The organism is Acidithiobacillus caldus ATCC 51756, from assembly GCF_000175575.2.
Classification (GTDB): domain Bacteria; phylum Pseudomonadota; class Gammaproteobacteria; order Acidithiobacillales; family Acidithiobacillaceae; genus Acidithiobacillus_A; species Acidithiobacillus_A caldus.
Genome location: NZ_CP005986.1, coordinates 716260 through 741728 on the forward strand (window position 1 = coordinate 716260; position 25469 = coordinate 741728).

Consider the following 25469-nt stretch of genomic DNA (forward strand, 5'->3'; position numbering starts at 1 on the left):
CTTCACGGCCGCGCGCGCCAGCCGATGTCGCGGCGAAACTGCATGCCCGGCCAGGAAATCCGTTGAACGACATCGTAGGCGCGTTGCTGGGCCGCAGCCACATCCGGGCCAAGGGCCGTCACCCCGAGCACCCGCCCTCCCTGGGTGTAGAGCTTCCCGTCGCGCGCCCGTGTGCCCGCATGAAAAATCTTGCAGTCGGCGGGTAGCGCGGTGGGTAAGGTCAGGGTGTCCCCCGTGCGCGGCGCTTCGGGATAGCCGGCGGCTGCGAGTACCACACACAGGGCCGTGCGCGGATCCCAGTCGATCTGCGTGGGCAGGCCGTCGCCGCGGGCCGCCGACAACAAGAGGGGATAGAGATCGGAGCGCATGCGCAGCATCAGGGGTTGGGTTTCGGGATCCCCAAGACGGCAGTTGAACTCCAGGATGCGGGGACCGTCGGCGCCGATCATGAGGCCAGCGTAGAGGAAGCCGCGATAGGAGATACCCTCGGCCAGGAGTCCCTGTGCCGCCGGTACCATGATCTCCCGACGTACCCGCTCGGCCATGTGAGTATCGAGAATGGGCGTCGGGGAGTAGGCGCCCATGCCGCCGGTGTTGGGACCGCGATCGCCGTCCAGGAGACGCTTGTGATCCTGGGAGCCGGCGAGGCCCAGAACCTGGCCATCGGCAACGATGGCGATATAGCTCGCCTCTTCGCCCTCCAGAAAGGCCTCGATGAGGATGGGCCCCTGGCGGAGAAACTTTTCCGCGGCCTGTTCCGCCTGGGCAAGTGTCGTGGCAACCACCACTCCCTTGCCGGACGCCAGGCCGTCGGCCTTGACGACGACGGGCAGATCCTGTCGCCGTAAAAAGGTGCGAGCCGGATCGAGTCCCGTAAAGCGGCCATAGGCTGCCGTGGGCAGTCCATGCCGGGCCATGAAGGCCTTGGCGTACAGCTTGCTGCCTTCCAGTTGGGCGCCATCGGCATTGGGGCCAAAGACGGCAATGCCAGCGCGGCGCAGAGCGTCGGCAACCCCGCTCACCAGGGGTGCCTCGGGACCCACGACCACCAGGGAGATGGCGAGACGGCGCGCTGTCTCTATGAGTCCCGCAGCATCGTCGCTGGCGAGATTGAGGTTCTGCACCTTGGGCTCCGCGGCGGTACCAGGGTTGCCTGGAGCGCAAAAGACCTGCTCCACCCGGGGCGACTGCGCGAGCTTCCAGGCGAGGGCGTGTTCACGTCCGCCCTGACCCAATACCAGTACGCGATCCATGACCTGCTCCTAACCGTGGCGGAAATGACGGACCGAAGTGAAGACCATGGCGATGTCGGCTTCATCGGCAGCGGCGATGACTTCCTCGTCGCGGATGGACCCACCCGGCTGGATGATGGCACGCACACCGACACGTGCGGCGGTGTCGACACCATCTCGGAAGGGAAAAAAGGCGTCGGAGCCGAGGGCCGATCCGCGCAGGTCGAAACCCAGCCCCTGCGCCTTTTCTGCGCCACAGCGCGCGGCATCGACGCGACTCATCTGACCGGCGCCAATGCCCAGGCTCTGCCGTTGGGCGACGTAGACGATGGCATTGGAACGGACGTGGTGGGCAAGGGTCCAGGCAAATGCCAGATCTTCCATTTCCTGTGGGCTCGGGGCGCGGCGCGTGACGACTCGCCACTCCTCGGGTGGCTCGCGGCGGATATCGCGGTCCTGCACCAGCAGACCGCCGCAGACCCGCTTGAGATCGAGGCCTGGCCGTTGCCAGGGACGGATGTCGGGGATGCGCAACACGCGCAGATTTTTCTTGCTCTGGAGCAGGACTTGCGCAGAATCGGTCACCTCCGGCGCCAGAATGACTTCCACGAAGACGCCGGCAAAAAAGGCGGCAGAATCGGCATCCACTGGCCGGTTACAGGCGATGACACTGCCAAAGGCCGATACCGGATCCGCAGCCCAGGCGCGCTGGATGGCCGTATGGAGGTTTTCGCCCAGAGCCACCCCACAGGGATTGCCGTGCTTGACGACGACGCAGGCGGGGGCATCGAATTCGGCGATGAGGGCCAGGGCCGCATCGCTGTCGCTGAGGTTATTGTAGGAGAGTTCCTTTCCTTGGAGTTGTTGCAGGGCGGCGAGGCCCGTGGTGTCGTCCTCACGATAGAAGGCGGCGCGTTGGTGTGGGTTCTCGCCGTAGCGTAGCTCTTGTACTTTGTGGAGCTGCAGCGTGAGCACCTGGGGAAAAGCGGCGGTGGCACCGTCGCTACCGTGGCGGGACAAATAGTCGGAGATGGCTCCGTCGTAGCGCGCGGTGTGGGCGAAGACCTTGGTCGCCAGCTGAAAACGCAGCTTGGCCCCGACGCCGCCCTGGCTCGCCGCCATTTCCTGGAGAACGCGCGGGTAATCGTCGGGGTCTACCAAAACCGTGACGCTCTCCCAGTTTTTGGCCGCCGCCCGGAGCATGGTGGGGCCGCCGATATCGATCTGCTCCACCGCCTCTGCCAGGGTGACATCGGGTCGGGCCACCGTCTGCGCAAAAGGGTAGAGGTTGACGCAGAGGAGATCGATGGGTGGGATATCCTGCTCGACCATCTGTTGCTGGTGCTGAGGGTCGTCGCGCCGCGCCAGCAGACCGCCGTGGATCCGTGGGTGCAGGGTCTTGAGGCGACCGTCCAGGAGTTCCGGGAAACCGGTGTAGTCACTCACCTCGATGACGTCGATGTCCGCTGCACGGAGGATGCCGGCGGTGCCCCCCGTCGACAGGATCTCGACCCCGAACTCGCGCAATTGTCGAGCGAAATCCACTACTCCGCGCTTGTCCGAAACACTGATGAGTGCGCGCTTGATTTCCCCCATGTTCGTCCTCTGCGATGGACGTCGCCCGAGGCAAAGGCTCCGGCGACGATGAAATTAAAAAAGGTACGACCAGGAAACCTGTCGTACCCAAACCTCCTGATGGAGGGAGCGTTCGCTTCGATGCGGCTTGCGCCTATCGGATGAGAATATAGTAGCCGAGAATCCGCCGGGGCGCAATGCCTGGGTTTCCTGCCTGGGATTCCTGGGAGTTGGCGCTCTGAAGGGAGATTCCGGAAGTAGGGTGGCCTCGTGGGGCGCGGGGTCGGAAGCTCGATTTTTACAGAACCGACCAGTTGGTATATAATGAAGGCCGTAACGATCGCGACATCGGGAGAAGCCATGCAGAATTTCACTTTTTATAATCCTACGAAGATTCTTTTCGGTCAGGGGCAGATTGCCGCGCTGTCCGCGGAGGTGCCTGCCGGCGCCAAGGTTCTCTTGACCTATGGCGGCGGTAGCATCCATCGCAATGGTGTCTACACCGAGGTCAAGGCCGCATTGTCCGGTCATGCCGTTGTCGAATTTGGTGGCATCGAGGCGAACCCGCAATTCGAGACCCTGATGCGGGCAGTGGATCTGGCGCGCAAGGAGCAGGTGGATTTCATCCTTGCCGTGGGCGGAGGCTCCGTCATCGACGGCAGCAAATTCATCGCTGCGGCTTTTTATCACGAGGGGGATGCCTGGGCCATTCTGGCGGAGCATGCTGCAGTGCAGCGGGCCCTGCCCCTGGGCACGGTGCTCACGCTGCCGGCGACGGGCTCCGAGATGAACGCCTTTGCCGTGGTGACCCGTGCGTCCACCCGGGAAAAGCTACCCTTCAGCAGCCCACTCATCTATCCGCGTTTTTCGGTGTTGGACCCCACCAAGACCTTCACCCTGCCGCCGCGCCAAATTGCCAACGGGGTGGTGGACGCCTTCACTCACACCGTGGAGCAGTACCTGACCTATCCCGTCAACGCGCCCTTACAGGATCGTTTTGCCGAGGGCATTCTCCAGACCCTGATCGAAGAGGGGCCGAAGACGCTGCGGGAGCCGCAGGACTACGATGCACGCGCCAACATGATGTGGTGCGCCACCATGGCTCTCAACGGTCTCATTGCAGCGGGTGTGCCGCAGGATTGGGCAACGCACATGATCGGTCACGAGATCACCGCCCTGCACGGTCTCGATCACGGCCAGACCCTGGCGGTGGTGCTGCCGGCGACGCTCCAGCGCCAGCGCGATGCCAAGCGCGACAAACTCATCCAGTATGGGCGCAGGGTCTGGGGCCTCAGCGGGGACGACGAGCACATCATCGATGAGGCCATCGGCCGGACCCGTGCATTCTTCGAGTCTCTGGGCGTCAAGACCCATCTGCGCGATTACGGCATCGGCAGCGACGCCATCCCGGCCCTGGTCGAACAGCTCGAGAAGCACGGCATGGTCAAGCTTGGTGAGCGTGGCGACATCACACCGCAACGCAGCCGGGAAATTCTGGAGCTCTGTGCCTGACGCCCGAGGGGGGAGTTCTGTTCAGACGTTGAAGCGAAAATGCATCACATCGCCGTCGCGGACCCGGTACTCCTTTCCTTCCAGGCGCATCTTGCCGGCTTCGCGGGCGCCGCTCTCACCGCGATAGTGGACAAAATCCTCGAAGGCAATGACCTCGGCGCGGATGAAACCGCGCTCGAAGTCGCTGTGGATCACGCCCGCCGCTTGGGGGGCGGTGGCGCCTTTGGGGTAGGTCCAGGCGCGCACCTCTTTTTCGCCGGCCGTGAAATAGGTCTCCAGACCCAGCAAGCCGTAGGCAGAGCGAATGATGCGGTTCAGGCCGGGCTCCGCGAGGCCCAGGTCCTGCAGAAATTCCTGCTGCTCCGCCGGCGGTAGCTCAGCCAGTTCCGCCTCTATGGCTGCACAGACGGGAACGACGCGCGCTCCCCGTGCATCGGCCCAAGCCTCGAGGGGCTGGCGCCAGGGACCATCGCGGAGCTCGTCCTCGTGGACATTGGCGATGACCAGCATGGGCTTGGCACTGAGCAGGCAGAGGGGTACCAGACGCTGGCGTTCCTCCTCAGTCAGGGACAGGCTCGATGCCGGCTGGCCACTGTCCAGGTGGGGCAGCAGCCGCTGCAGGAGTGCCAGTTCGGCGCGGGCCTCGGCCTGTCCACCCTTGGCCTGCTTCTGTACCCGTTGTTGGGCCTTCTCCACGGTGCTGAGGTCCGCCAGGATCAATTCCGTCAACACGACGTCGAGGTCGGCGACGGGATCCACACGGCCCTGTACGTGCACCACGTTGTCGTCCACGAAGCAGCGGGTCACCAGGGCGATGGCCGCCGTTTCGCGGATGTGCGCCAGAAACTGGTTGCCCAGCCCCTCACCCTGGGCAGCTCCGGCCACCAGTCCGGCAATGTCGACGAACTCCATGGTGGCCGGCACGACCTTCTGCGGTTTGACGATGTCCGCCAGGGCCTGCAGGCGCGTATCCGGAACCTCGACGATCCCGACGTTTGGCTCTATGGTGCAGAAGGGGTAATTCTCGGCGGCAATGCCGGCCTTGGTGATGGCGTTGAAAAGCGTGGACTTGCCCACATTGGGCAGACCGACGATACCGCAGGCCAGGGACATGGTCAGGACTCCAGACTATGCAAACGCTGTTGGGCCGCATCGACGCGACCCTGGAGAAAATCCGGTAGCACCGATAGGGCGCGGTGAATGGCCGCGTCGATCTGCCCGCGATCCTCGGGTTTCGGCTTGCCCAGCACATAAGCTACCACACGGTCCTTGTGTCCAGGGTGTCCGATACCCAGACGCAGCCGCCAGTAGGCATTGGTTCCGAGGGCGCGATCCAGGTCACGCAGCCCGTTGTGCCCACCGTTTCCGCCCCCGAATTTCAGGCGCGCCACCCCGGGCAACAGATCGAGATCGTCGTGGACGACCACTATGCGTTCCGGGGGAATCTTGTAGAAAGCGGCGACGGACTGGACCGGTCCGCCGCTGCGGTTCATGTAATCCTGAGGTTGGCAGAGTACGAGGCGCTGACCAGCGAGGAGGCCTTGCGCCAGCTCCGCCTTGAAGCGTGCCTCACGCCCCCAGGGAGCGCCGACGGTTGCGGCCAGATCGCGCACGCACCAGAAACCGACATTGTGGCGGGTGTGCGCATACTCCTCTCCCGGATTGCCGAGACCGGCCAAAAGCCAATCCACGCCCATGGCGGGAGTGCGTCACTCGCCCGTGCTGGGCGCGCTTTCGGCAGTCTCCTCATCGGCCTCCGCTCCCGTGCGGGCGCTGTGTACCGAGACCACTTCCTTATCGTCGTCGTGGCTCAAGGGCACCAGTTTCACCCCGGCCGGGACCGTGATCTGCGACAGGTGAATGCTCTCGCCCACCTGGAGCTGGGCGATATCCACCACTATGGCCTCCGGCAATTGCCCCACCGGCGCCTCCACTTCCACCTCCACCAGGGCGCGGTGGAGCACGCCGCCCGACTTCACGCCGACGCAGGTGGCTTCGTTTTCGAAGTGGATGGGGACGTGCAGGGTTACCCGCTCGCCCGCGTGCACCCGAAGAAAGTCCACGTGGAGAACCTCTTCCTTGTAGGGATGCATCTGCAGATCACGGATCAGAGCCGTTTCCTTGCGATCGGGAAACTCCAGGGTGATGACGTTGGTGAAGACGCGCTCATCCGCCAGTAGCTTGCGCAGGACGCGGGCTTCGAGGCTGAGGGGGTTGGCAGGCTTGCCGTCGCCGTAGAGCACCGCTGGCACCTGGCCCTCGCGGCGCAGGCGACGACTGGGACGGCGGCCGTGCCCGTCGCGCTCACGGGCGGGAATGGAAAACTGTACGTCTGTCATTGCTTATACTCCTGTGATGAGCCGAGAGCGGGGCGAGGGTCGACAGCACCTTTCTCCCCTTTGGAAAGGCCGGAACTATAGCCGCGCGCCGCCGCTTTGACAAGCTGCTGGTTGGCCTGAACCGTACTCGCGGTGGTGGCAGTGCTCGGGGCCAGGTACGACTGGATGACCGCCCGCGCCACGGGCAGCGCCTGCCAGGCGTTATGCCCGCCATTTTCCACGACCACGGCGACGGCGATCTTGGGGTGATGCACCGGCGCCCAGCCAATGAAGAGGGAATCGTTGTTGTAGATGGTCCGCCCATCTTTCTGGCCCATGGGGACCTGCGCCGTGCCCGTTTTACCGGCGATGGTGATGCCCGGAATCTGGACGCTGCGACAGGTGCCCGATTGCACGCAGGCTTCCATGCCGAGACGCACGGCGTGCAGGGCCGCAGGCGCGATGTGCAGATTGCGCGCCGGTGGCTGCGGCAGCGGTATCGGGCGGCCCCCGTGGGGGCTCACCAAGGCCTTGCCTACCTGTGGCTGGACCAGCCAGCCTCCATTGGCGATGGCGGCTACGGCGCGCGCTAACTGCAGCGGCGTGACCAGCAGGTAGCCCTGGCCAATGCCGAGAATCACGGAGTCACCGGTATACCAGGGGGCGTGCAGGTGTGCGCGTTTCCAGGCCGGGGTCGGGACGAAACCGCGGGATGCCCCCGGCAGATCCACGCCCGGCCGGCTGCCGAAACCAAAGCGCCACAGGGTTTGATCCTGCATCCGAATGCCCATTTTTACGGCGAGCTTGTAATAGAAGACATCCACCGACCAGGCCAGCGCCTTGGTCAGACCGGTCTCGCCAAAGCCGCCGCGGTTCCAGTCCCAATAGGTATGCCCGCCCAATTGAAAGTTGCCCGGACAAAAGGTGTGGTAATCCGGGGCGATGACCCCCTGCTGTACCGCCTCGATGGAGAAGAACGGCTTGGCGCAGGAACCGGGCGGATACAGGCCATTGTCGGCACGGTTCACCAGCGGCCGTCCAGGGTTCGCGAGCAGGCTCCGCCAGTGTGCCGCACTGATGCCATCCACAAACCAGTTGGCATTGAAGCTGGGACTGGTCACCATGGCCAATACCGCTCCGTCATTGGGATTCAGGGCAACCACGGCGCCGCGATACCGATGACTTTCCAAGGCCTGGGCGGCGGCCTCTTGCACCCGTAGACGCAGGTGCGTGATGAGCTTGTCCCCGCTGATGGGAGCTTGCTCGTGGAGGGTGCCCACCTGCATGCCGCGGGCGTCCACCTCTTTGATCTCGTAACCGATTTCACCACGCAGCTGGCGCTCGTACTGGCGCTCCAGCCCGGCCTTGCCGATATAGTTCCGTCCCAGGTAGCTGCGCGCGTGAAAGTGCTCGAGGTCCGCTGCGGTGATGGGGCCGACGTAACCGACGACGTGGGAAAACAGGGCGCCGTAGGGGTAGTAGCGGTGGAGTACGGCCACCACCCGCACCCCGGGGAAATCCTCGCTGCGCACGGCCAGAAGCGCGATCTGGCGGGGATCGAGGCCCGTCTTCAGAAGAACCGGATCAAAATCCGGTTTGCCTGCCCGGCGCCTGGCAAAACGGGCGAGATCCTCCGGAGACAACTGCAGGAGTTCCTGCAAGCGAGTGAGGGTTTCCGAGATGTCTGGGATTTCATCGGGAACGAGTTCGACGGCATAGGTTGGACGATTTTCCGCCAGCACCTCGCCGTGGTCGGCAACGATGAGGCCGCGGGCCGGTGCCACGGGCGCCAGGGCTACGTGGTTGTCGTGGGCAAGACGGCGGAAACGGCCATAGTGCCAGACCTCCAGGTAGAGAAGGCGCAGAAGAACCGCCAGCAACAGCAGCAGCATGATCGTGGCCGCCAGCCACAGTCGATTGCGAAAGTGGCGGGCCTTGGGAAAGGGTTCGGCGGGGGACATGACGCTGGGCGGACTCCGATTGCAAAAGCCAGGAGGGCTCCGTAAACTCGAAGCGTCCGACGCCTTGGGAGCTGACGTGCTGGAGCCGCGATTCGAAACCCTCTTTGCCGATCTGGAACGTATGCTAACCGATTATCGGTCCTTGCGTCGCCAGCTGCCAGAGCCGGGTTCGGAACGCCAGGTCTTGCGCCATCTGCAACGGCGGGTGCAGGGTCTGGAAGCCGAAAACATCCTGTTGCGGCAGCGTCAGGAATTGGTATGTCAGCGTCTCGGCGAACTCTTGGGCCAAATCGAAGTCTGGGAGGATTCCGAGGATGGCGAACTTCGTGGCTGAACCGTCTGCGCCCACGGTATCCGTAGATGCCCAGTTGCTGGGTCAGCATTACCGTGTTTCCTGTCGACCTGAGGAGCAGGCGCTTCTGGGCGAGGCCGTCGCCCTGCTGCAAAGGCGCCTGGCCCAGGCAAGCGAGCAGGCTGCCCGTAGTGTCAGCAAAGAGCGCCTCACCCTCATGGTCGCCATGAATCTGGCGGCAGACCTGTTGCGCGCCGAGGAGGCGCGCGCCCAGCAGTCGGCTACTCTGGATGCCATTGCCGCGCGTCTGCAGGCCCTGGTTGACATGGGTAAGGGTGAGGAGTAGCTTCGAAGATGCTCCCTGCGGGGCACGTGTGGCCGAGATGATTCCTGAACCAACATTGTCTATCCAGGGGATCCTCAGTCATCACCGCGGTGTGCCGCTCTTTTGCGGAGTAGCCTGAAGCGGTGTGTGGATTCCCACCTGAACATCAGGTTCCTGGGATAGCGGGCCGCACGACCCAGGCGGGGAGTCTTCCCGATTCCACCAGCAAGTCGGCCTTGCGGCGTCACCTTCGACGTATGCGGTCGGCTTTGACGCCACGGGAACTTGCCAGTGCACAACGCGCCCTGGCGCGACACCTCCTTGGCGACCGCGCTTTTCAAAAGGCCCGCCGCATTGGCGTCTATTGGCCAGTCTCCGGCGAAATCAGCCCCCTTGGCGTCCTGGGTCACCCGCGTACCCGCAACAAAATCTTCTACTTTCCTGTTCTGGCAGGCCCCCACGCACGCATGCTACGCTTTGCACCCATGACGCCAGCGGGGACCTGGGCGAGCAACCGTCTGGGGATTCCGGAGCCGCGGGCAGGGGTCAGAGCGCAAAAGTCCTGGCGTCACCTGGATCTGCTCATCGTCCCGCTGGTGGCATTCGATGGCAGCGGCGGCCGCCTGGGTATGGGTGGAGGGTTCTACGACCGCAGCCTTGCTGCGCGTGGGCACCGGCGTCATTGGCGCAAGCCACGACTGGTCGGGGTGGGCCACGCTTTCCAGGAACTGCCCAGGCTCCCGCGTGAAGCCTGGGATGTGGCTCTGGACGCGGTCTGTACCGAGAAAGGCTGGCGGAGATGGAAGCTATGACGGTCCGAATTCTGTTTGCAGGCGATGTCATGGGAGCGGCGGGTCGACGCGCCCTGCGCCTGGCCCTGCAGGAGTTTCGTACTGCGGGTGAGGTGGATGCCGTGGTGGTCAACGGCGAGAATGCCGCCGGCGGCATGGGTATCACGGCAGCCATCTTTACGGAGTTCCGAGCCCAGGGTGTCGACGTCGTCACGGCCGGCAACCACGTTTGGGATCAGCGGGAAATCCTCCAGTTCATCGATACCGAGCCGCGCCTGCTCCGCCCCTACAACGCTCCCCCCGGAACGCCAGGGGCGGGCTGGGTGAGCGTGCCCATGCCCGGCGGTTGGCAACTCGGCGTCCTGAACCTCATGGGACGCTTGTTCATGCACCCGACCTACGATTGTCCTTTTCGTGCCGCGGACCTGGCCCTGGCGGCCCGGCCGGCGGACTGCCGGGTGGTGGTGGTGGATGCCCACGCCGAGGCCAGCAGCGAGAAATACGCCCTTGCCTGGTATCTGGATGGGCGTGTCTCCATGGTGGTGGGCAGCCACACCCACGTGCCGACGGCGGATGAGCGCGTTTTGCCCGGCGGTACCGCCTTTCAGGCCGATGCCGGCATGTGTGGCTGCTACGATTCGGTGATTGGGGTGGATCGGCATGCCGCCATCCGCCGCTTCATTCACGCCCTGCCGGGCCATGCGGCGCCCGTGGATGGCGTGGCGACATTTTGCGGCTTGCTCGCGGAGGTGGACCCGGACAGCGGTCGTGCCCTGCGCGTGGAGCGGGTGCGCCGCGATTATCCGCCCGAGACGGGGGAAGCCACCACCTGATTCTCACCAAGGCCGAGCCAGAGGGCGCGTCGGCGGCGCGTATCGGCGTCCACCTCCTGCTGCCAGAGCAGCCAGGCGCGATCGTGCGGCGGCGCCTCTGGTTCCAGACGGGTTTCCCAGAGTCGACCGTCGCGAAAGTAGTGGATGCTCCTGGGCAGACCCGGAGGCAGGGCGTCGAGGCGGTCTTGCAGGTTGTCGGCACTGCAGGCGCAGTGATCCAGGGCAAGGATCCGGTCACCGGGGCAGAGCCCCGCCTTTTCTGCGGCGCCTCCCGCCGCGACCCAACCCACTTCGACCCCTTGGGGGTGGCTGCGCCACTGCGCTCCCAACCAGCAGCGCAGGGCCTTGTCCGCGGCCTTTCCGCCCTTGTCGTCGGGACTTGCGGGCGGGCGCAGCCGCAATTCCAGGCCAACGGTGGCGAGTTGCTGGGCGAGGGGTAAAGGCCCGCGCTCCGCCAACCAACCCTCCAGCTCCGCCGCGATTTCGGGATCCGCCCAAGCACTCAGACGAGCGAGAAAATCCCCCTCGGGAAGCGCAGCGCCCGCCCCATCACGGGTCTGCCACAGATGGCGGAGAAAAGCGTCCAGGCTGGAGTTGCGGCTGCGCAATAGCAGGTCCAGACAGAGGGCGGCAAGCGCCCCCTTGTTGTAGTAGCTCACCTCAAAGTTGGCGCTATTGGGGTGTGGGTGGTAGAGCTTGATCCAGGCATCCTCGCTGGACTCCCGGAGGCTCTGCCGATATTGCCCCGGGCGTACGGTCAAGGCCGTGATTTCCCGGCCAAGACCCTCGAGATAGCCGTCGACGCTGAGTACCCCGCTGCGTCGCAGGGCGAGTTCGTCGTAGTAGGAAGTGATGCCTTCGAAGACCCAAAGGTCGCGGGTGAGGACTGGCGCTTCGCCTGCCGATTCCCACAGAGAGGCCGGGTGCATGGCCTGTACCCACCAACTGTGGAAGTACTCGTGGCTGGCGAGACCCAGGAAGCGCTGCCAGGCCGCTCTATCGCCACCGCCAAGATCGTCGCGGGCGCAGAGCAGGGCGCTGGAGCTCTCGTGCTCGAGACCACCGTAGCCGCCTGCGCTCGCCATGCACAGAAAGTGATAGCTGCGAAAAGGACTCGCCCCCCAAAATTCCTGGTGCCAAGCGCAGACCTTGGCGAGATCCCTTCCCAGGGCGGGCAGGTCCGGCTGTTCGTGGCCGGCCAGCACGAGGCGGTGGGGTAGACCGGCCGCCTCGAAATCCACCAGTCCCAGCGCGCCCATGAGTACGGGGTGATTGCAGAAATGGCGATGGTCCGCCGCCGCGAAACTCCCCCAGGACAGATCGGCGCCACTGGTTCGCGGCATGGCCGTCGCCACCTGCCAGTCTGCTGGACCCGATAGCTCCAGACGGTGCCGCAACTTTTCCTGACCTTCCACACGCAGGAACAGGGCGGGACCATTGAAAAATCCCATGTGCCCGTCCAGATAGGCCGTCCGCACGGAAAGATCCAGGGCATAGACGCTGTAGTGCAGCCGCAGGGCTTGTCCGCGGGAGGTGAGCAGCCAGCGGTGCGTATCGATCTTGCGCAGCGCGAGGGCTCCGCCATCGTCTTCGGCGCGGATATCGACGATGTGGCGGGCGAGATCGCGACGGGTGTAGCTGCCGGGAATCCAGACCGGCATGGTCAGCACCTGTTCCTGCTCCACGGGCGCGGGGATGTCGAGGTGGACGGTGAAACAGTGAGTACGGGGATCCGCGTGTACGCGGTAGATCAGTTCCGCCGCTGCGGTGTCCCCCACGACCCCTAACGCCACTGCGCTGCCAGCTCGCGAAAGGCGGGGTGACGCGCGTCGCGCAGACTTTCGTAGAAGACGGATTCTGCCGGCGCCACCAGCACGCCGGCCTGACGCAGGCGCGCCAGGGCGGAGTCGCGGTGCGCCGGATCGCGGCTGGCGCAGGCATCTTCCAGCACCACGGCCCGCCAGCCCTGCGTTTCCAGGTCCAGTGCCGTCTGCACGATGCAGACATGGGTCTCGACCCCGGCAATCCAGACCTGACGACGGTCATCGTGGGCTTCGAGCCACTGGCGCAGATCCGGCTGTCCCAGGCAGGAGAAGCTGGTCTTGGCGAAGACCGCCGAACAGGGCTCCGTCCGTTCGGGCGGCAGAGGCCCCAAGCCCTCGGGATACTGTGCCGTGGCCAGAATGGGAATGGCGAGGCGCTGACACAAGGCGACCATGGCATCCACCCGCCGCAGCAGTAGGTGGCGCGTCTGCGGTGCCAGGGTGTTGAGGAGGCGATCCTGCAGGTCCACCAACAGCAGGACCGCCTGCTCTGGGCGGATTTGGGCGCGACCGAGGCCAGACATCAGAACTGGAAGCCGGGACCGGGCAGATGGTGGCGCAAGGGCGGGACCTGCGTCTCGAAGAGGCTTTCTCGACGTAGCACGCCCCGTTCATCCTTTTGTAGGCGCAGCACCTCCATGATGGCGCCGCTGCCGATGATGGCGATGAGGCGTCCTCCTGGGCTGAGCTGCTCTGCAAAGACAGCGGGCAGCTGGGGCAGGGAGCCGGTGATGCAGATGGCATCGTAGGGCGCATTGGCCGCCCAGCCCTGGGAACCATCGCCCAGGTGGAGGTGCACGCCCGAAATGCCCTCGCTGTGGAGACGTCCCTCCACAGGACGGAGCAGTTCTTCCCGATCCTCGACGCTGTGCACCACACCGGCCAAGCGGGCCAGAAGGGCGGCAAAATAGCCGCTACCCGTACCGATCTCGAGAACCCGGGCGCCGCTATTGAGATCCAGCTCCTGCAGGACGCGCGCCTCCATTTTTGGTGTCCACATGACCTCGCCATGGCCCAAGGGGATACAGAAGTCGGCGAAGGCCAGATGCCGCAACGGCGTCGGTACGAAAATCTCCCGCCGCGTGCTTGCTACCGCCTGCAATACCTTGGGATCGAGGACCTCCCAGGTACGGATCTGCGTATCGATCATGGTTTGGCGAAGGGCATCGTAAGACATGGCTGTGGAAGATTCCAAAATTTTGCTACATTTAGTCATGGCCGCCAGGTCAAGTCAACGTACCGAGGTCCCCATTGGAAAGCCGTGCCCACGCTCTGGTCGCCCTGGTCTTCTTGGCCCTACTCACCCTTGGACTCATCGCCGCCGGCCTGTGGATGCATCACAGTGAGCCGAAGGGGAAGGTGTACGACGTCCTGTCACCCTACAGTGTCAGTGGGTTACAGTCCCAGGCGGCAGTGCGCTTCAAGGGGGTAAAGGTAGGCGAGGTGCAGTCCATCGGCTTCGATCCCAAGAATCCGCGTCTCGTGCGGGTGCGCATCCGGGTTGCCCGCGACACTCCCATCACCCGTGCGACCTTTGCCGAGCTGCAGCCCCAGGGGGTGACGGGCCTGAGTTATCTGTCCCTCAGCGACAGTGGCACCGACTTCGCGCCCATTGCCCATCCCTCTGGCGAGCCTCCCGTCATTCCCATGCATCCAAGCTTCATCGAGGCCCTCTCTCGCAACGGGGAATCCCTGGTCAATCAGGGCAATACCCTGGCGCAGCGCCTCAATGCCGTGCTCGACGAGCGCAATCGCCGCCACTTTGCCCAGACCATCGCCCATCTGGATCAGGCGACGGCTGAGTTGGTCGCCCTCGAGCAGTCGCTCAAGCCCGCGCTGGCGGAATTGCCTGCCACCATCGCTGCGACCCGTTCCACCATGGAGGCGAGCCATAGCCTGCTTCTGGACCTCAACGATCTGGCGGTATCGGCGCAGGCGCCTTTGGCCAGTGTCACCGCGGCGGCGCGTTCGGTACAACTGCTCTCGGCGGCGGGTCTGAGCAGTATAGAAACCCTGAACTACCAGACGCTGCCGGAGTTGAACCAACTCAGCAGCCAGCTGGCACAAAGCAGCCGTAGGCTCGGGAAGCTGTCGGAGAACCTCGAGGACGCGCCCCAAAGCCTCGTCTTTGGACGCAGACCTCCGCCCCCGGGCCCCGGGCAACCTGGCTTTGCATCTGGTGGGAGACCCTGATGAAGCGACCATGGATGAGCGCGGGGCGTGTTGTGGGCGCTGTACTGCTGACTCTGACTCTGTCCGCTTGTGCGGGTAGCCCGGCGCTCTATCAGCAGGCCTATTCGGTGGTGCCCGTCGCTGCGTATGCCACCCCCACTAGTCGGCCAGAGACTCAGGTCCTGCCGGTGCTCCAGGTAGCCGAGGTGGAGGCACCCGCCTGGCTCGACAGCAGCCACTATCTCTATCGTCTGGATTACCGCGACCCCGAGGCCTTGCGCTACTACGGCGACGCGCGTTGGGCAGCGGCACCGGCACAGATGTTGCGGGCCGCTGCCGTGACGAGCTTGGAACAAAGTGGCGACTGGCAGGCGGTATTGACTCGAGGCGAGGCCAAGAAGCGTTTTCGCCTGGAGTTGCGCCTGCAGAACTTCATGCTGAATTTTTCTGGACCCGACAGCGGTCAGGCGGAACTCGCCTACACCGCCACCTTGGTAGACACCCAGAGTTTTTCCGTGGTGGCACAGCGCGAGTTCCTGCAGCGCGTGCCACTACGACAGATTGGCCCGCAGGGCGGGGCGGCAGCCATGGCCGAAGCCACCGCCGCTAGCATGGCGCAGTTACGCTCATGGGCGGCAGCGGCAGCCCGCCAAGCTTTGGCGCAGGTGCGCTGACGGGAATATTGGCTGCTTGTCCCCATGGCGATGATTTTTTCCGACGCTTCCTCATCAAGGTAAATACGCTTTATGGGAACTGCAGTTTGTCGACGTGCATGACGGCATAACGGACGGCGCGTGCCCGGCGGCTATACAACGGCGGGAGGGCAGCGGAAGCAGACATTCAGTCCGGGGACCATGGCGCTCGCGGCACTCTTCAAGACTCGCGAAAGGCGCGGTAGCATTTTGACCGTGGATGTCGGGAATCCTGACTACAGGATTTATTAATAAGCCATTATTGCTATTAGCGAAAAAATTCTTTTTTAGGCAAATGCAGAAAGCTATGATAAGGCGACGGCGCATCCGTTGTTCGACCGGCACTCTTGGCTATGCAGAGACCTCGCACCAGAAGCGCTCCTCCTGATGGAGCCAATCCATGGCGCTGGCTTCATCCAATCCTGGGCGACGCTCAGCGTCACGAATGGGACAGTTCATGTGTCAGCGTCATGTGGTCCCCTAGCGTGGGTTTTGGCCAAGCACCTTCATTCAGGCTGCCGTGGGTGGTGAGTTATGGAGCTCGCATTTTGCCCGTTCTACCACCGGCTTTTTATCGTCTTACAAGCTTCTTCTCAGTCGTAAACCACGCGGAATAGAGCACTGGCGCCAACCACAGGGTCATAAGGGTTCCCAGGGTGAGGGCGCCCATCACCGCAATAGCCAGAGGTTGCAAGAGATCGGTCCCACGGCCGATCCCGATGGCCAGGGGCAGAAATCCAAAAACATCCGCGAGCATGGTCATCAGGATGGGCCGCAGGCGCTGTCGGGCGGCAAAAGCAACGCTGGACGGTTTTGGATGATTGCCATCCAGTTGCCGTGCCCGAGCGAAGATCAAGATGACATTGTTCACGGCTATCGCAAATACCAAGAGCATCCCCAGGAAAGCCGTGCTGTCCAGATCCGTCCCGGTGAGCAGCAGGAGCACCAGCGCGCCGGGCGCGGCCAGGGCAATGGCGAAAATTGCGACCATTCCAGCCTTTTGACTGCCGAACTGAAAACCGAGCAGGATCAGAAGGATCAGCAGGGCGGCGAGCAAAATGACGACCATTTGCCGGAAACTTTGTCGTTGCTCGTGATAGTACCCCCCGATCGCACTGGTTATCCCGCGCGGGAGTTGCAGTTTTTCGATGACGGTGTGTGCCGTGGCAGCTGCTTGGGCGAGTCCTTCACCGGCGCGAGGACTCAAGCGGATTGCCGCGTAGGGGACGAGATTTTGATGGGTGATGTACGGTACCACTCCCTGGAGCTCTACTCCCGCAATCTGTGAGAGCGGGCTTGGGGTACCGTTGGGTAAACGTATCGGCGTCTCAGCGAAACGGACGGGCGTGGGGCGGTGATCGCTCATGACCTGCACCCGGATGGGTAGGATCTGTTCTCCACGCAACAGAAATCCTGCCTGCCGACCCCAGAATCGCGTTTTCAGAGCTTGGGAAATGGCAATGGGGGAGAAATCCTGCATGCTCGCCAGGGCGCTTGGGCGTATCGCGATTTCGGGGCCCGCCGATGGCGACTTGAAGACGATGGACTGGAATGCGTGGCTGGCCGCCAAAGCCCTAGTCAGACGTAGCCCGGCCTGGTGCAATGTGGCCGAACTGCGCCCAAACAGCTCGACCTCCAAGGGTGCGTGGGAGCCAGACAGATTGCCCAAGCGGTTGATCATCACTTGCATCGTCTCCAGCGTGGTGAGATCCGGGACGGCAGCGCGAAACTCGTGACGCAAGGTGCGCATCACCGCTTGTGTACTTTGTGTTCGCTCCTTCTTGAGGAGAATGGTCAACGCCCCCTTGTTGGGGGTGGAATAGGCATTCCCCAGACCGCGGCCCGCCACCAGAGATACCCTGTCCACATTGGGGTTGCTCTGGGCAATACGCATCAGATCGCGACCGACGCGCATGGTCTGGGTAATTCCGCTGCCTACGGGCGTGCGAAAAGGGACCACAAAAATGCCCTCATCCCAATGGGGCAAAAATGCCGTCGGTAACTGCGTACCGGCAATCCCACCCACCAGGATCAAGCCCAGCACCATGGGGACTGCCAGCCACGGTCGACGCATGCCCCGGATCAGCCACCGCCCGTAGTGACGCCGCAGCCAGCGCTCGCCCACGAGGCGGTGAACCCGTCTGGCGCGAGTGGCAATCCACAGGGCAAACACCGGACTGACGGTCATGGCGATGAGCTGAGATGTGATCAGGGCAACGACGATAGCCACGGCCATATGCCGAAAGAGTAGACCAACGGTGCCGGAGAGAAATATCAGCGGCAGGAACAGCACACAGGCGGTCAGAGTTGCCAGCGTCATCAGGGGGATGATGCCGCTGATCCGGCGCAGGGCCATCTGTCGCCGCTCTTGTGCATCGCCCTCCAGCCCATGGACCCCGCGTTCGACTATGACGATGGCATGGTCGATGAGCGCACCGATGGCCGCGGTAATACCGCCCAGCGTCATGATGTCGATACCGAGACCAAGGCCGTGCAGTACCAGCATGGTCGCCGCAACCGCCAGCGGCACGACGGCCAGTGTTGCCAGTGCGCCATCCCAGCGGCCCAGAAAAAGGTAGACGATGACAAAAGCAATCAGCGTGCCGAGGCCTAGCGCGGTCCACACGTCGCTCAGGCTGGATTGGATGAGGTGGCTAAGGTCATATATGGGTACCAGATGCATTCCCGGTGGCAGGGCGGCTTTCAGGGACTGCATACGCGCCTGCACGGCCCGGGCCACGGCGACCTGGTTTGCACCCTGCTGGGCAGACACATCGATCAGCAAGGCATGGCGATACCCGGCAACGGCGGCCTGCCGAATCAGGGGTGGTGGACCGATGCCGATCTTTCCCAGGGCGCCCAGTGCCAAAGGCGCATGTACTCCTGCGGCATTCGCCGGTCCCAGCGGCAGAGTGACCTGCGCAAGGCCGTGGATATTGACCGGACGCGGTACCGTGGCCAGTACAAACTGCTCGTGAAAGGCATTCAGCACGCCCGAGAAAAAAGGCCCCTGTTGATCACGCAGCGCCGATACGACCTGCGCTGCCGTCAGGTGGTACTGTGCCAGACGGCGCGGATCGAGCTGAACCCTTACCTCCGGCCAACCCCGTCCTGTCGCGTCCACGTGGTAGACGCCGGGTATGGAAAGCAGCGCCGGTCGGATGGCGAAGGCAAAGGTGGGCATCATCGCCGAACTGTCCACTCGATTCGAGACCAATGCGTATTCCGACAACGCGTAGATATTTGGCGTCATCAGACGCACGCTCATTTTTGCACCGGGGGGCAAGACGATGTGCGACAGGCGCGCCTGTAGCATCAGATAAGCGAGATCCGGATTCGTGTGCGGCCCGAAATAGACATGTAACTTGGTCAGCCCATTGCCCGTCTGGGAGCGGACGAGGGTCACCCCGGGCTCCCCTTTAGCCGCCTCTTCCAAAGGGCGCGTGACTTCCAGCAGCATGAACTTTACGGGCAAATCCTGGGTGTGTACCAATACCGATACCTTGGGAAAATCCACCGCTGGAAATATGCTTTCGGGCATCTCCTGAAAACTGATCCAGCCTGCCGCAAGTAAGAGACCGACAAGCAACAAAACGGTGAAGCGGGTATCCCACAGAAAACGGAGATACGCGCGGATCACTCGCGAGTCTCCAGAGGTGAGTGCGCGCGTAAACGGGTACTTCCAGACACCACGACCTGCTCACCTGGTCTTAAAGCGCCGCTTAGGTAGGCAACCCCGTGTTCCACGCCCAGCACCCGAACCGACACCCCCTGCGCGCGTCCGTTTTTGTCCAGATAAACCAGAGGCTTGGCACCGTGCATGACCACTGCCGCAGCCGGAACCCGGAGCACCGGCCTTTCCGACGTCTGCAATTGGATGGAAAGCCATTCTCCCGGTAACACCGGGGCATGTGGGGGGAGGTGAAGGATGACCGAAACCAGGCCGGATTGGCGTGCACTGCTGCCGATACTGTGGATCTTGCCGATTCCATGCCAGCGATGGGCGCGTAGGGCGGCGGGCTCGCCCGGGTGGAGGCGAAAGACGAGTTCTGGAGGAACCAGGGCCTCAACCCAGGGTTGCGCGCGACCACTGATGCTGGCGATGGGAGTTCCGGCGGCGACCACCGTCCCCGGTGCGATGAGGTAGCGGATGTTTCCCGTAAATGGGGCCGTAAGCGCTTGATCGACCGCCACCGCCCGAAGCGCCCGCGCATTGCCAAGAGCCTGCTCGTAGGTAGCTCGAGACGCCTCCACCGTGGCTCTGGCCACGACCCCGTCTTTCAACAGCTGCTCGTCGCGCCGCAAGGCGGTCCGGGCGTATTCCACCTGCGCCTCTGCGGCACGCAGGCGCGCCTGCAAACCTGGGGCGTCGACATGGGCAATGACCGTACCCGCCGCAATGGTTCCGGTTGGTGGGAAAGGGCCCGTGATGCGGCCGGTCATGGGCGCCGTCAAGGTCACCATTCCCACGCTCTCCACCTGTCCCATGACCGGTATCGTCCGACTCCAGTTGGATTTCTGCACCGTCGCGAGGGTAACGGGAACGGCCCAGGCGGGACGGACCCAGAAAGTGATGAGGAGTAAAAGACAGAATTTTCGGATACCTGGGCGCGCGTCGGTCATGAACATGATGGCGTCCTGATTCCTGTGTGGCTATTGGGGTAGCGTCCCGTATCCAGCTCCAGTTGCGCTCTGGTCAGCTGCACAGCGACGGCTGCAGTGGAGAGATCAAGCCGCGCACGTACCCAGGCGCCCTCTGCCTGGGCCAGATCCAAGGCGTTTAGTGCGCCAGCAAAGTACCCCTTGCGTGTCATGGCATAGACCCGCTCTGCCTCTCGTTCTGCCCTTCGCGCATTGACCAGGGTTTTCTGTGCTGCCACGGCAGCGCCATAGTTCTGGGCAAGCTGGCTCCGTATCTGCAGGATGAGCGCCCGCCGTGCCGAGCGCAGTGCGGCCAGCTGCTCTTGCGCCGCTGCGATCTGCTGACGCTGGGCCCCGAACCCAAAGATGGGCATGCTCAGGCTAATGGAGCCTTGCCAACCAAGATCCTTGCCACGGGGAGCGGTGGCCGTATCCACGCCGTAAGCGCCATACGCGCGAATCTTGGGTTGAATCGCACCGCGTCGTACCGCGACCTGTGCCTGCGCGACATCGATCTGTTGTTTGGCAACCTGGAGTAAGGGCTGTGTGGCTTCTGCCTGGGCTGCCAGTACCGAAAAGGAAGGGAGGACCGGGATCGAGCAAGGCAGGGGTGCCAACACCCAGGTGCTCCTGCGCGGTCGCCCCATCTGCAGATTCATCACCTGCATGGCTGCCTTGGCTTCTGCTGCCGACTGCCGCAGGCCGGTACGGGCTTGGTTACGCAAAAGTTCGGTCTGCACTAGGTCGAGCCTGGACACGGCACCTGCACGGTAGGCCTTGTACGTGTCCCGGTAGAGTTTTTCATCGGTACTGAGGGTGCTTTTCCAGATGCGCTCCTGCGTCATCAAAGTGGCGACGCGGTAGTAATCGTTGACCACCCGGGCGACGACCATCCAGCGCGTTGCCTGCAATTGTAAGCGTGCCACCGCCGACTGATCCCTGGCAATCTTGGCCAGGGCACGAAGCTCGGCATCGTAGAGTGGGAATGAAACCCGCACCTGGGCGATGACCTCGCGCGGACCATTGGCGGAGACAAACAAGGGCTGCCCCGCGCGACTCTCAGACCAGATACTGCCCGTAGCCAGGGAAACCTGGGGCAGGAGCTGCGCATGTGCGGCACGGGATAGGTCGCGGCTGGCGGAGGCGTTGTGCGCCGACTGCTCGATTTGCGGTTGCGCATGCATGGCCTCTGCAATCGCCATGGGCAGCGTCAGGGTAGAGGCATCGGCACGGACTGCGGCCAGAGCCAAAAGTGAGAAAAGTAGCGAGCGGAAGGCGTCGGGTATCCCGGCGGTCACGGCTTCCCAAGGCCCAGAGAAGTCCGATACCACCGTAGGTGGTTTGCACGGGAATAGGAGCCGGAACTAGCCTCGGCTTGCATTTTTTGATGAATAATGGTGGGCACCACGGTGGTTGCGACCATCGGACTCTTGAGACGACCAATGCTAACATCTCGCCGGCTCTACCTGTCAAGACAAAAGGCATTCTGCATGGCGACCCATCCGAAATCCATCTGTGGATGAATCTGCACCTTGGCACCTCGATGCCATCCAGTTCAGGCAAGGGCTCCTGGCTACTTGAGCGCCCGCCGCAGTCCAATGTGGAGGCATCCACTGTTATTTTTTCTAGGGGTAATGGGTTTTGATGACAGAAAATCGGGCTGAAGAGTCAAAATAAAGGGAAAATCAGACTCGCAATTCCCATTCACCTGAGATTCAGGCGGATTTGTCATCCTGCGCGATCAGATTGTTTGGCACTGATCGATGTGCGTTTTTTATGACATGTTTGGCGTGAGTTACAGCCCTCAGAACACCATCAAGAAATAGGATTAACACGCCTATTTTATGGCTTAATCGGTTATCATAGAAATTTTTTAGCCGATTATAGGGGCTGGGCGAGGGGCAGGACAATTAATTTCCCATCCTGGTTTGTATAGGAGCTAGAGGAGCGTAGCGAGAGCCCTGCAAGATCACCTGTCGCTAGACGAGACGTCTCTGGACGCGACCACAGCCGCTGCCGGCGGAGTCCTGGCCACGCAGATCGCCCGGGAGATCCGGGCGCGCAACCAGCGGGCAGAGGGGTTGTCCGCTTCGGCGGGAGTGTCCGACGATCCTGCGGGAGATGGCGGGGCGTGTTGCCTCCCTTCTCCAGCCTTTGGGGGCTGGCCGGGCGTACCGTGAGCGGCTTGGCCGATATCGATGCCGGCCCGGCTACGCTGACCAGATGGACTCGCTGGAGGTCATCACCCCCATCGACAGGACGCATCAGGAATAGGCGGCAAGGCAAGCCTTATCGGGCACACGAATGCATTCATTGACGGGTCTAGGGGGTGGGACCTATGCTGAAACCCATGTCGGGAAAGAGGGTTACCATGCATACGGAACGTCATGTACGTTTTTTTCGCAATGGTCGCAATCAATCGGTGCGTATTCCCCGTGAGTTCGAGATGGACGCGCAAGAGGCCATCATGCGACGTGGGGATGATCGCCTGGCTATCGAGCCCAAAAGACGCAAAGGGCTTCTGGCCACTCTGGCGAGTCTTTCTGCCCTGGATGAAGAGTTCCCGGATACGGATCGCGATCTTCTCCCACTGGATGACATCGAGTTGTGAGTAGGACCCGTCGCTACCTGCTGGACACCAACATTCTCTCGGATTTGATCCGGCATCCACAGGGTATATAGTGGCACAGAGGATTGCCGTTTTCGGCTGGGCGGCCGTATGCACCTCCATTGTGGGAATTTGTGAATTATGGTATGGCGCAGCCAAGAAAAATTCTCCCCGACTCACGAATGGATGAACAATATTATCGCGGCCACAGATGTACTCCCCTAGGAAACGCCGGCCCAACATTTTGCCGCCTGTGGCCAGCCCATTGGTCCGAATGACTTGCCGATCGCCTCCCATGCTCTGATAGCCAAGACCATATTGGTGAGCGCCAATGTGGGCGAGTTTTCCCGAGTGCCTGGGCTCATAGTCGAAAATTGGCTGTAGCGATCAAAAAGCTTCTACAGCAGGGTCTGCAACCCATAGAACCTAGCGGCTCTATGGTAGATGGCTCTATATATTGGTTTCCCGCGAGGATCCTTCAGTTCTTGCTCTGTGGCCTGACCACGAGCACCGCACAGTGGGCATGATGCACGATGTCCGTGGCCACGGAGCCCAGCAGCAGGCGTCCGAGTACGCCCTGGCCGTGACTGGCGACGACGATCAGGTCGACGGCGCTGCGCTGTGCTTCCTGCACGAGGGCGTGACCGATGCCCTCGGAACTATCGATGAGTAGCGTTTCGGTCGCTTTCAGCTTGGGATCGCAGTGGGACTTGAGCTTTTGCAGCTCCACCTCGGCCAGCTTGCGCAGCCGTGTCATGAGATCGAGATCCGGCGGCAGGATCTCTTCCGGCAGTTGCAGGTTCATGGCCTGGGGACTGAAGACGTGTGCGATGGTGAGTCGGGCCCCGTGCAGCAGCGCTTCGCGACTGGCCCAGTGGAGCGTCTGCTCCGCCGCCGGCGAAAAATCTACGGCGGCCAGGATGTGGCGGATGGCTGCGTCCATGTCAGGATGCTCCTCCAAGCAGCTCCCACAGCGCGTCCGGCGTGAGCAAGCGGTTGTCGCTGTCGCGTCGCGCCCGATATTCCAGCATGCCTTGGGCCAGCAGTTTGTCGCTCACCACCACCCGGTGGGGCAGGCCGATGAGGTCAAGGGTGGCAAACTGTACTCCCGGCCGTTCGTCGCGATCGTCCAGCAGTGTTGGAATCCCGGCGGCCTCCAGACGATCGTGAAGTTCGAGGGCGGCAGAGAGTACCGCCGGGGATTTGCGACCGTTGATGGCGACGATTCCCACCCGGAAAGGTGCCAAGGCCTCGGGCCAGACGATCCCGCGCTCGTCGTGGGACTGCTCTACGGTTGCCGCAACGATGCGCGATACGCCGATGCCATAGCAGCCCATGAGCACGGTCTGCTCCCGGCCACCTTCGTCCAGTACCCGTACCCCGAGTCTTTCGCTGTAGCGGGTGCCCAGTTGAAAGACGTGTCCCACCTCGATCCCGCGGCAGATTTCCAGACTGCCGCCGGCGCAGCGGGGACATGGGTCGCCCGCCTGGACCAGGCGCAGATCCGCCCATGCCTCGGGCCAGGGTAGATCCCGTCCCCATTGCAGGTGGAGCCAGTGCTTATCGCGTTGGTTGGCACCGCTGCTGAAATCCTGCAGGCCACGCAGGCGCAGATCCGCCAGCACCGGTAGGCCCGCAGGCAAATCCCGGGGACCGATGAAGCCCACAGGGGCACCGGTGTGTTCCTCTGCCTCCTCGGCCGTGGCCAGACGCAGGCGCGCACAGCCCAGATGCCGTTGGGCTTTGATGAGATTGAGTTCGTCATCGCCGCGCAAAAGCAGGAGCAGAGGACGGTCGTCGGCCATCACCAGGATGGTCTTGACGATCTGGTGACGCCCGATGCCGAGGTGCTCAGCCTGGGCTGCGACACTGCGGATATCCGGGGTTTCGGTAAGCACGGCTGCCGGTGTGTCGACGGCGGGGGTGGCGGCTGCTTCCGGGTTCTCGGCACTCTCGGCCAGTTCGACATTGGCGGCGTAATCGCAGTGACGGCAGAAGGCAATGGCGTCCTCGCCGGAGTCGGCCAGGACGTGAAATTCGTGGGAGCGTTTGCCGCCGATGGCGCCACTGTCCGCCTCCACGGCCCGAAAATCCAGGCCGAGCCGCTGAAACACTCGGCAATAGGCGTCGTACATGGCGCGGTATCCCTCTTCCAGGGACGCCTGATCCATGTGAAAGGAGTAGGCATCCTTCATGATGAATTCGCGGGCGCGCATGAGGCCGAAGCGCGGGCGGATCTCGTCGCGGAATTTGGTCTGAATCTGGTAAAGGTTGACGGGCAGCTGTCGATAGGAGCGGATCTCGCGCCGCGCCAGATCGCTGATGACCTCTTCGTGGGTGGGCCCAAGACAGAAGTCGCGCTGGTGCCGATCCTTGAGGCGTAGCAACTCTGGGCCGTACAGCTCCCAGCGCCCCGACTCCTGCCACAGCTCTGCCGGCTGGACGACGGTCATGAGGATCTCCTGGGCGCCGCTGCGGTCCATCTCTTCGCGCACGACCTGCTCGACCCGGCGCAGAACACGCAGACCTAGAGGCAGCCAGGTATACAGACCTGAGGCCAGGCGCCGGATGAAACCGCCGCGCAGAAGGAGCTGGTGGCTGACGAGCTCGGCCTCGGCCGGCGTTTCCTTGAGCAGGGGAAGAAAGCTTTGGCTGGCGCGCATGATACTTCCTGAAACGAGAACAATGCGCCAG

General features: G+C 63.0%; 22 protein-coding genes and 1 other RNA gene. 9 read left to right on the plus strand and 14 right to left on the minus strand.

The window, feature by feature from the left end:
• Positions 1–2: 2 nt before the first annotated feature.
• Positions 3–1253, minus strand: a complete 1251-nt coding sequence (gene purD / locus ACAty_RS03590) for a phosphoribosylamine--glycine ligase (RefSeq protein ID WP_004870909.1) — start codon at positions 1251–1253, stop codon at positions 3–5.
• 9 nt (positions 1254–1262) lie between these two features.
• On the minus strand, positions 1263–2828 hold the full coding sequence (purH, locus tag ACAty_RS03595) for a bifunctional phosphoribosylaminoimidazolecarboxamide formyltransferase/IMP cyclohydrolase (RefSeq protein WP_004870911.1): 1566 nt from the start codon (positions 2826–2828) through the stop codon (positions 1263–1265).
• A 339-nt stretch (positions 2829–3167) separates the two neighbouring features.
• Here purH and ACAty_RS03600 point away from each other — a divergent pair, with 339 nt between their 5' ends.
• Positions 3168–4319 carry an iron-containing alcohol dehydrogenase gene (locus ACAty_RS03600; protein ID WP_004870913.1) on the plus strand — a complete coding sequence of 384 codons (1152 nt, stop codon included), beginning with the start codon at positions 3168–3170 and terminating at the stop codon, positions 4317–4319.
• A 21-nt stretch (positions 4320–4340) separates the two neighbouring features.
• Here ACAty_RS03600 and ychF read toward each other — a convergent pair whose 3' ends face one another.
• The 4 genes from ychF to mrdA are packed head-to-tail and all read right to left on the minus strand — an operon-like array spanning position 4341 to position 8598.
• Positions 4341–5432, minus strand: a complete 1092-nt coding sequence (gene ychF, locus ACAty_RS03605; protein WP_004870915.1) for a redox-regulated ATPase YchF — start codon at positions 5430–5432, stop codon at positions 4341–4343.
• Positions 5433–5434: 2 nt separating this feature from the next.
• Positions 5435–6010, minus strand: coding sequence for an aminoacyl-tRNA hydrolase (gene pth / locus ACAty_RS03610; RefSeq protein WP_193787421.1), 576 nt, complete (start codon positions 6008–6010; stop codon positions 5435–5437).
• 18 nt (positions 6011–6028) lie between these two features.
• Positions 6029–6658 carry a 50S ribosomal protein L25/general stress protein Ctc gene (locus tag ACAty_RS03615; RefSeq protein ID WP_004870918.1) on the minus strand — a complete coding sequence of 210 codons (630 nt, stop codon included), beginning with the start codon at positions 6656–6658 and terminating at the stop codon, positions 6029–6031.
• Complete coding sequence (gene mrdA, locus ACAty_RS03620) at positions 6655–8598, minus strand: penicillin-binding protein 2 (protein ID WP_004870921.1); 1944 nt, start codon at positions 8596–8598, stop codon at positions 6655–6657. Before mrdA ends, ACAty_RS03615 begins: the two co-directional genes overlap by 4 nt.
• A gap of 76 nt (positions 8599–8674) precedes the next feature.
• Between mrdA and ACAty_RS03625 the strand changes: the two genes are divergently transcribed.
• The 5 genes from ACAty_RS03625 (at position 8675) to ACAty_RS03640 (ending at position 10839) form a co-directional block, all read left to right on the plus strand.
• Positions 8675–8932 (plus strand): hypothetical protein, encoded by a 258-nt coding sequence (locus ACAty_RS03625; protein ID WP_004870923.1) that lies wholly within the window; start codon positions 8675–8677, stop codon positions 8930–8932.
• Complete coding sequence (locus tag ACAty_RS03630; protein WP_193787415.1) at positions 8925–9236, plus strand: cell division protein ZapA; 312 nt, start codon at positions 8925–8927, stop codon at positions 9234–9236. The genes ACAty_RS03625 and ACAty_RS03630 overlap by 8 nt, the downstream gene beginning before the upstream one ends.
• A gap of 9 nt (positions 9237–9245) precedes the next feature.
• A non-coding RNA gene (gene ssrS / locus ACAty_RS15175) (6S RNA) lies at positions 9246–9426 on the plus strand.
• A 25-nt stretch (positions 9427–9451) separates the two neighbouring features.
• The gene (locus ACAty_RS03635; protein WP_038471626.1) at positions 9452–10027 is read left to right on the plus strand and encodes a 5-formyltetrahydrofolate cyclo-ligase; all 576 of its coding nucleotides are present in this window, start codon (positions 9452–9454) and stop codon (positions 10025–10027) included.
• On the plus strand, positions 10024–10839 hold the full coding sequence (locus ACAty_RS03640; protein WP_014002426.1) for a TIGR00282 family metallophosphoesterase: 816 nt from the start codon (positions 10024–10026) through the stop codon (positions 10837–10839). Before ACAty_RS03635 ends, ACAty_RS03640 begins: the two co-directional genes overlap by 4 nt.
• Here ACAty_RS03640 and ACAty_RS03645 read toward each other — a convergent pair.
• Genes ACAty_RS03645 through ACAty_RS03655 form a run of 3 tightly spaced genes read right to left on the minus strand, consistent with a single transcriptional unit; the run spans position 10806 to position 13839 of the window.
• A complete protein-coding gene (locus ACAty_RS03645; protein ID WP_238323812.1) occupies positions 10806–12632 on the minus strand; it encodes a M61 family metallopeptidase in 1827 nt (608 codons plus the stop codon). The genes ACAty_RS03640 and ACAty_RS03645 overlap by 34 nt on opposite strands.
• On the minus strand, positions 12623–13186 hold the full coding sequence (locus ACAty_RS03650; protein WP_004870930.1) for an isochorismatase family protein: 564 nt from the start codon (positions 13184–13186) through the stop codon (positions 12623–12625). Before ACAty_RS03650 ends, ACAty_RS03645 begins: the two co-directional genes overlap by 10 nt.
• Positions 13186–13839 carry a protein-L-isoaspartate O-methyltransferase family protein gene (locus ACAty_RS03655; protein ID WP_004870933.1) on the minus strand — a complete coding sequence of 218 codons (654 nt, stop codon included), beginning with the start codon at positions 13837–13839 and terminating at the stop codon, positions 13186–13188. Before ACAty_RS03655 ends, ACAty_RS03650 begins: the two co-directional genes overlap by 1 nt.
• Positions 13840–13913: 74 nt before the next feature.
• On the opposite strand from ACAty_RS03655, the gene ACAty_RS03660 reads away from it, so the two are divergent.
• Complete coding sequence (locus ACAty_RS03660; protein ID WP_004870935.1) at positions 13914–14855, plus strand: MlaD family protein; 942 nt, start codon at positions 13914–13916, stop codon at positions 14853–14855.
• A complete protein-coding gene (locus tag ACAty_RS03665; RefSeq protein ID WP_226824233.1) occupies positions 14855–15508 on the plus strand; it encodes an ABC-type transport auxiliary lipoprotein family protein in 654 nt (217 codons plus the stop codon). Before ACAty_RS03660 ends, ACAty_RS03665 begins: the two co-directional genes overlap by 1 nt.
• A gap of 589 nt (positions 15509–16097) precedes the next feature.
• On the opposite strand, the gene ACAty_RS03670 is transcribed toward ACAty_RS03665, so the two are convergent.
• The 3 genes from ACAty_RS03670 to ACAty_RS03680 are packed head-to-tail and all read right to left on the minus strand — an operon-like array spanning position 16098 to position 21465.
• Complete coding sequence (locus ACAty_RS03670) at positions 16098–19166, minus strand: efflux RND transporter permease subunit (RefSeq protein ID WP_004870940.1); 3069 nt, start codon at positions 19164–19166, stop codon at positions 16098–16100.
• Entirely contained in the window at positions 19163–20155 is a 993-nt protein-coding gene (locus ACAty_RS03675) for an efflux RND transporter periplasmic adaptor subunit (protein WP_004870942.1), read from the minus strand. The genes ACAty_RS03670 and ACAty_RS03675 overlap by 4 nt, the downstream gene beginning before the upstream one ends.
• Complete coding sequence (locus ACAty_RS03680; RefSeq protein WP_004870943.1) at positions 20146–21465, minus strand: TolC family protein; 1320 nt, start codon at positions 21463–21465, stop codon at positions 20146–20148. Before ACAty_RS03680 ends, ACAty_RS03675 begins: the two co-directional genes overlap by 10 nt.
• Positions 21466–22538: 1073 nt before the next feature.
• Here ACAty_RS03680 and ACAty_RS03685 point away from each other — a divergent pair.
• Entirely contained in the window at positions 22539–22778 is a 240-nt protein-coding gene (locus ACAty_RS03685) for an antitoxin (RefSeq protein ID WP_004870945.1), read from the plus strand.
• Between the two features lie 475 nt (positions 22779–23253).
• Here ACAty_RS03685 and ACAty_RS03690 read toward each other — a convergent pair whose 3' ends face one another.
• The gene (locus tag ACAty_RS03690; RefSeq protein ID WP_004870948.1) at positions 23254–23718 is read right to left on the minus strand and encodes a universal stress protein; all 465 of its coding nucleotides are present in this window, start codon (positions 23716–23718) and stop codon (positions 23254–23256) included.
• A gap of 1 nt (position 23719) precedes the next feature.
• On the minus strand, positions 23720–25438 hold the full coding sequence (locus ACAty_RS03695) for a proline--tRNA ligase (protein ID WP_004870950.1): 1719 nt from the start codon (positions 25436–25438) through the stop codon (positions 23720–23722).
• Between the last annotated feature and the right edge of the window lie 31 nt (positions 25439–25469).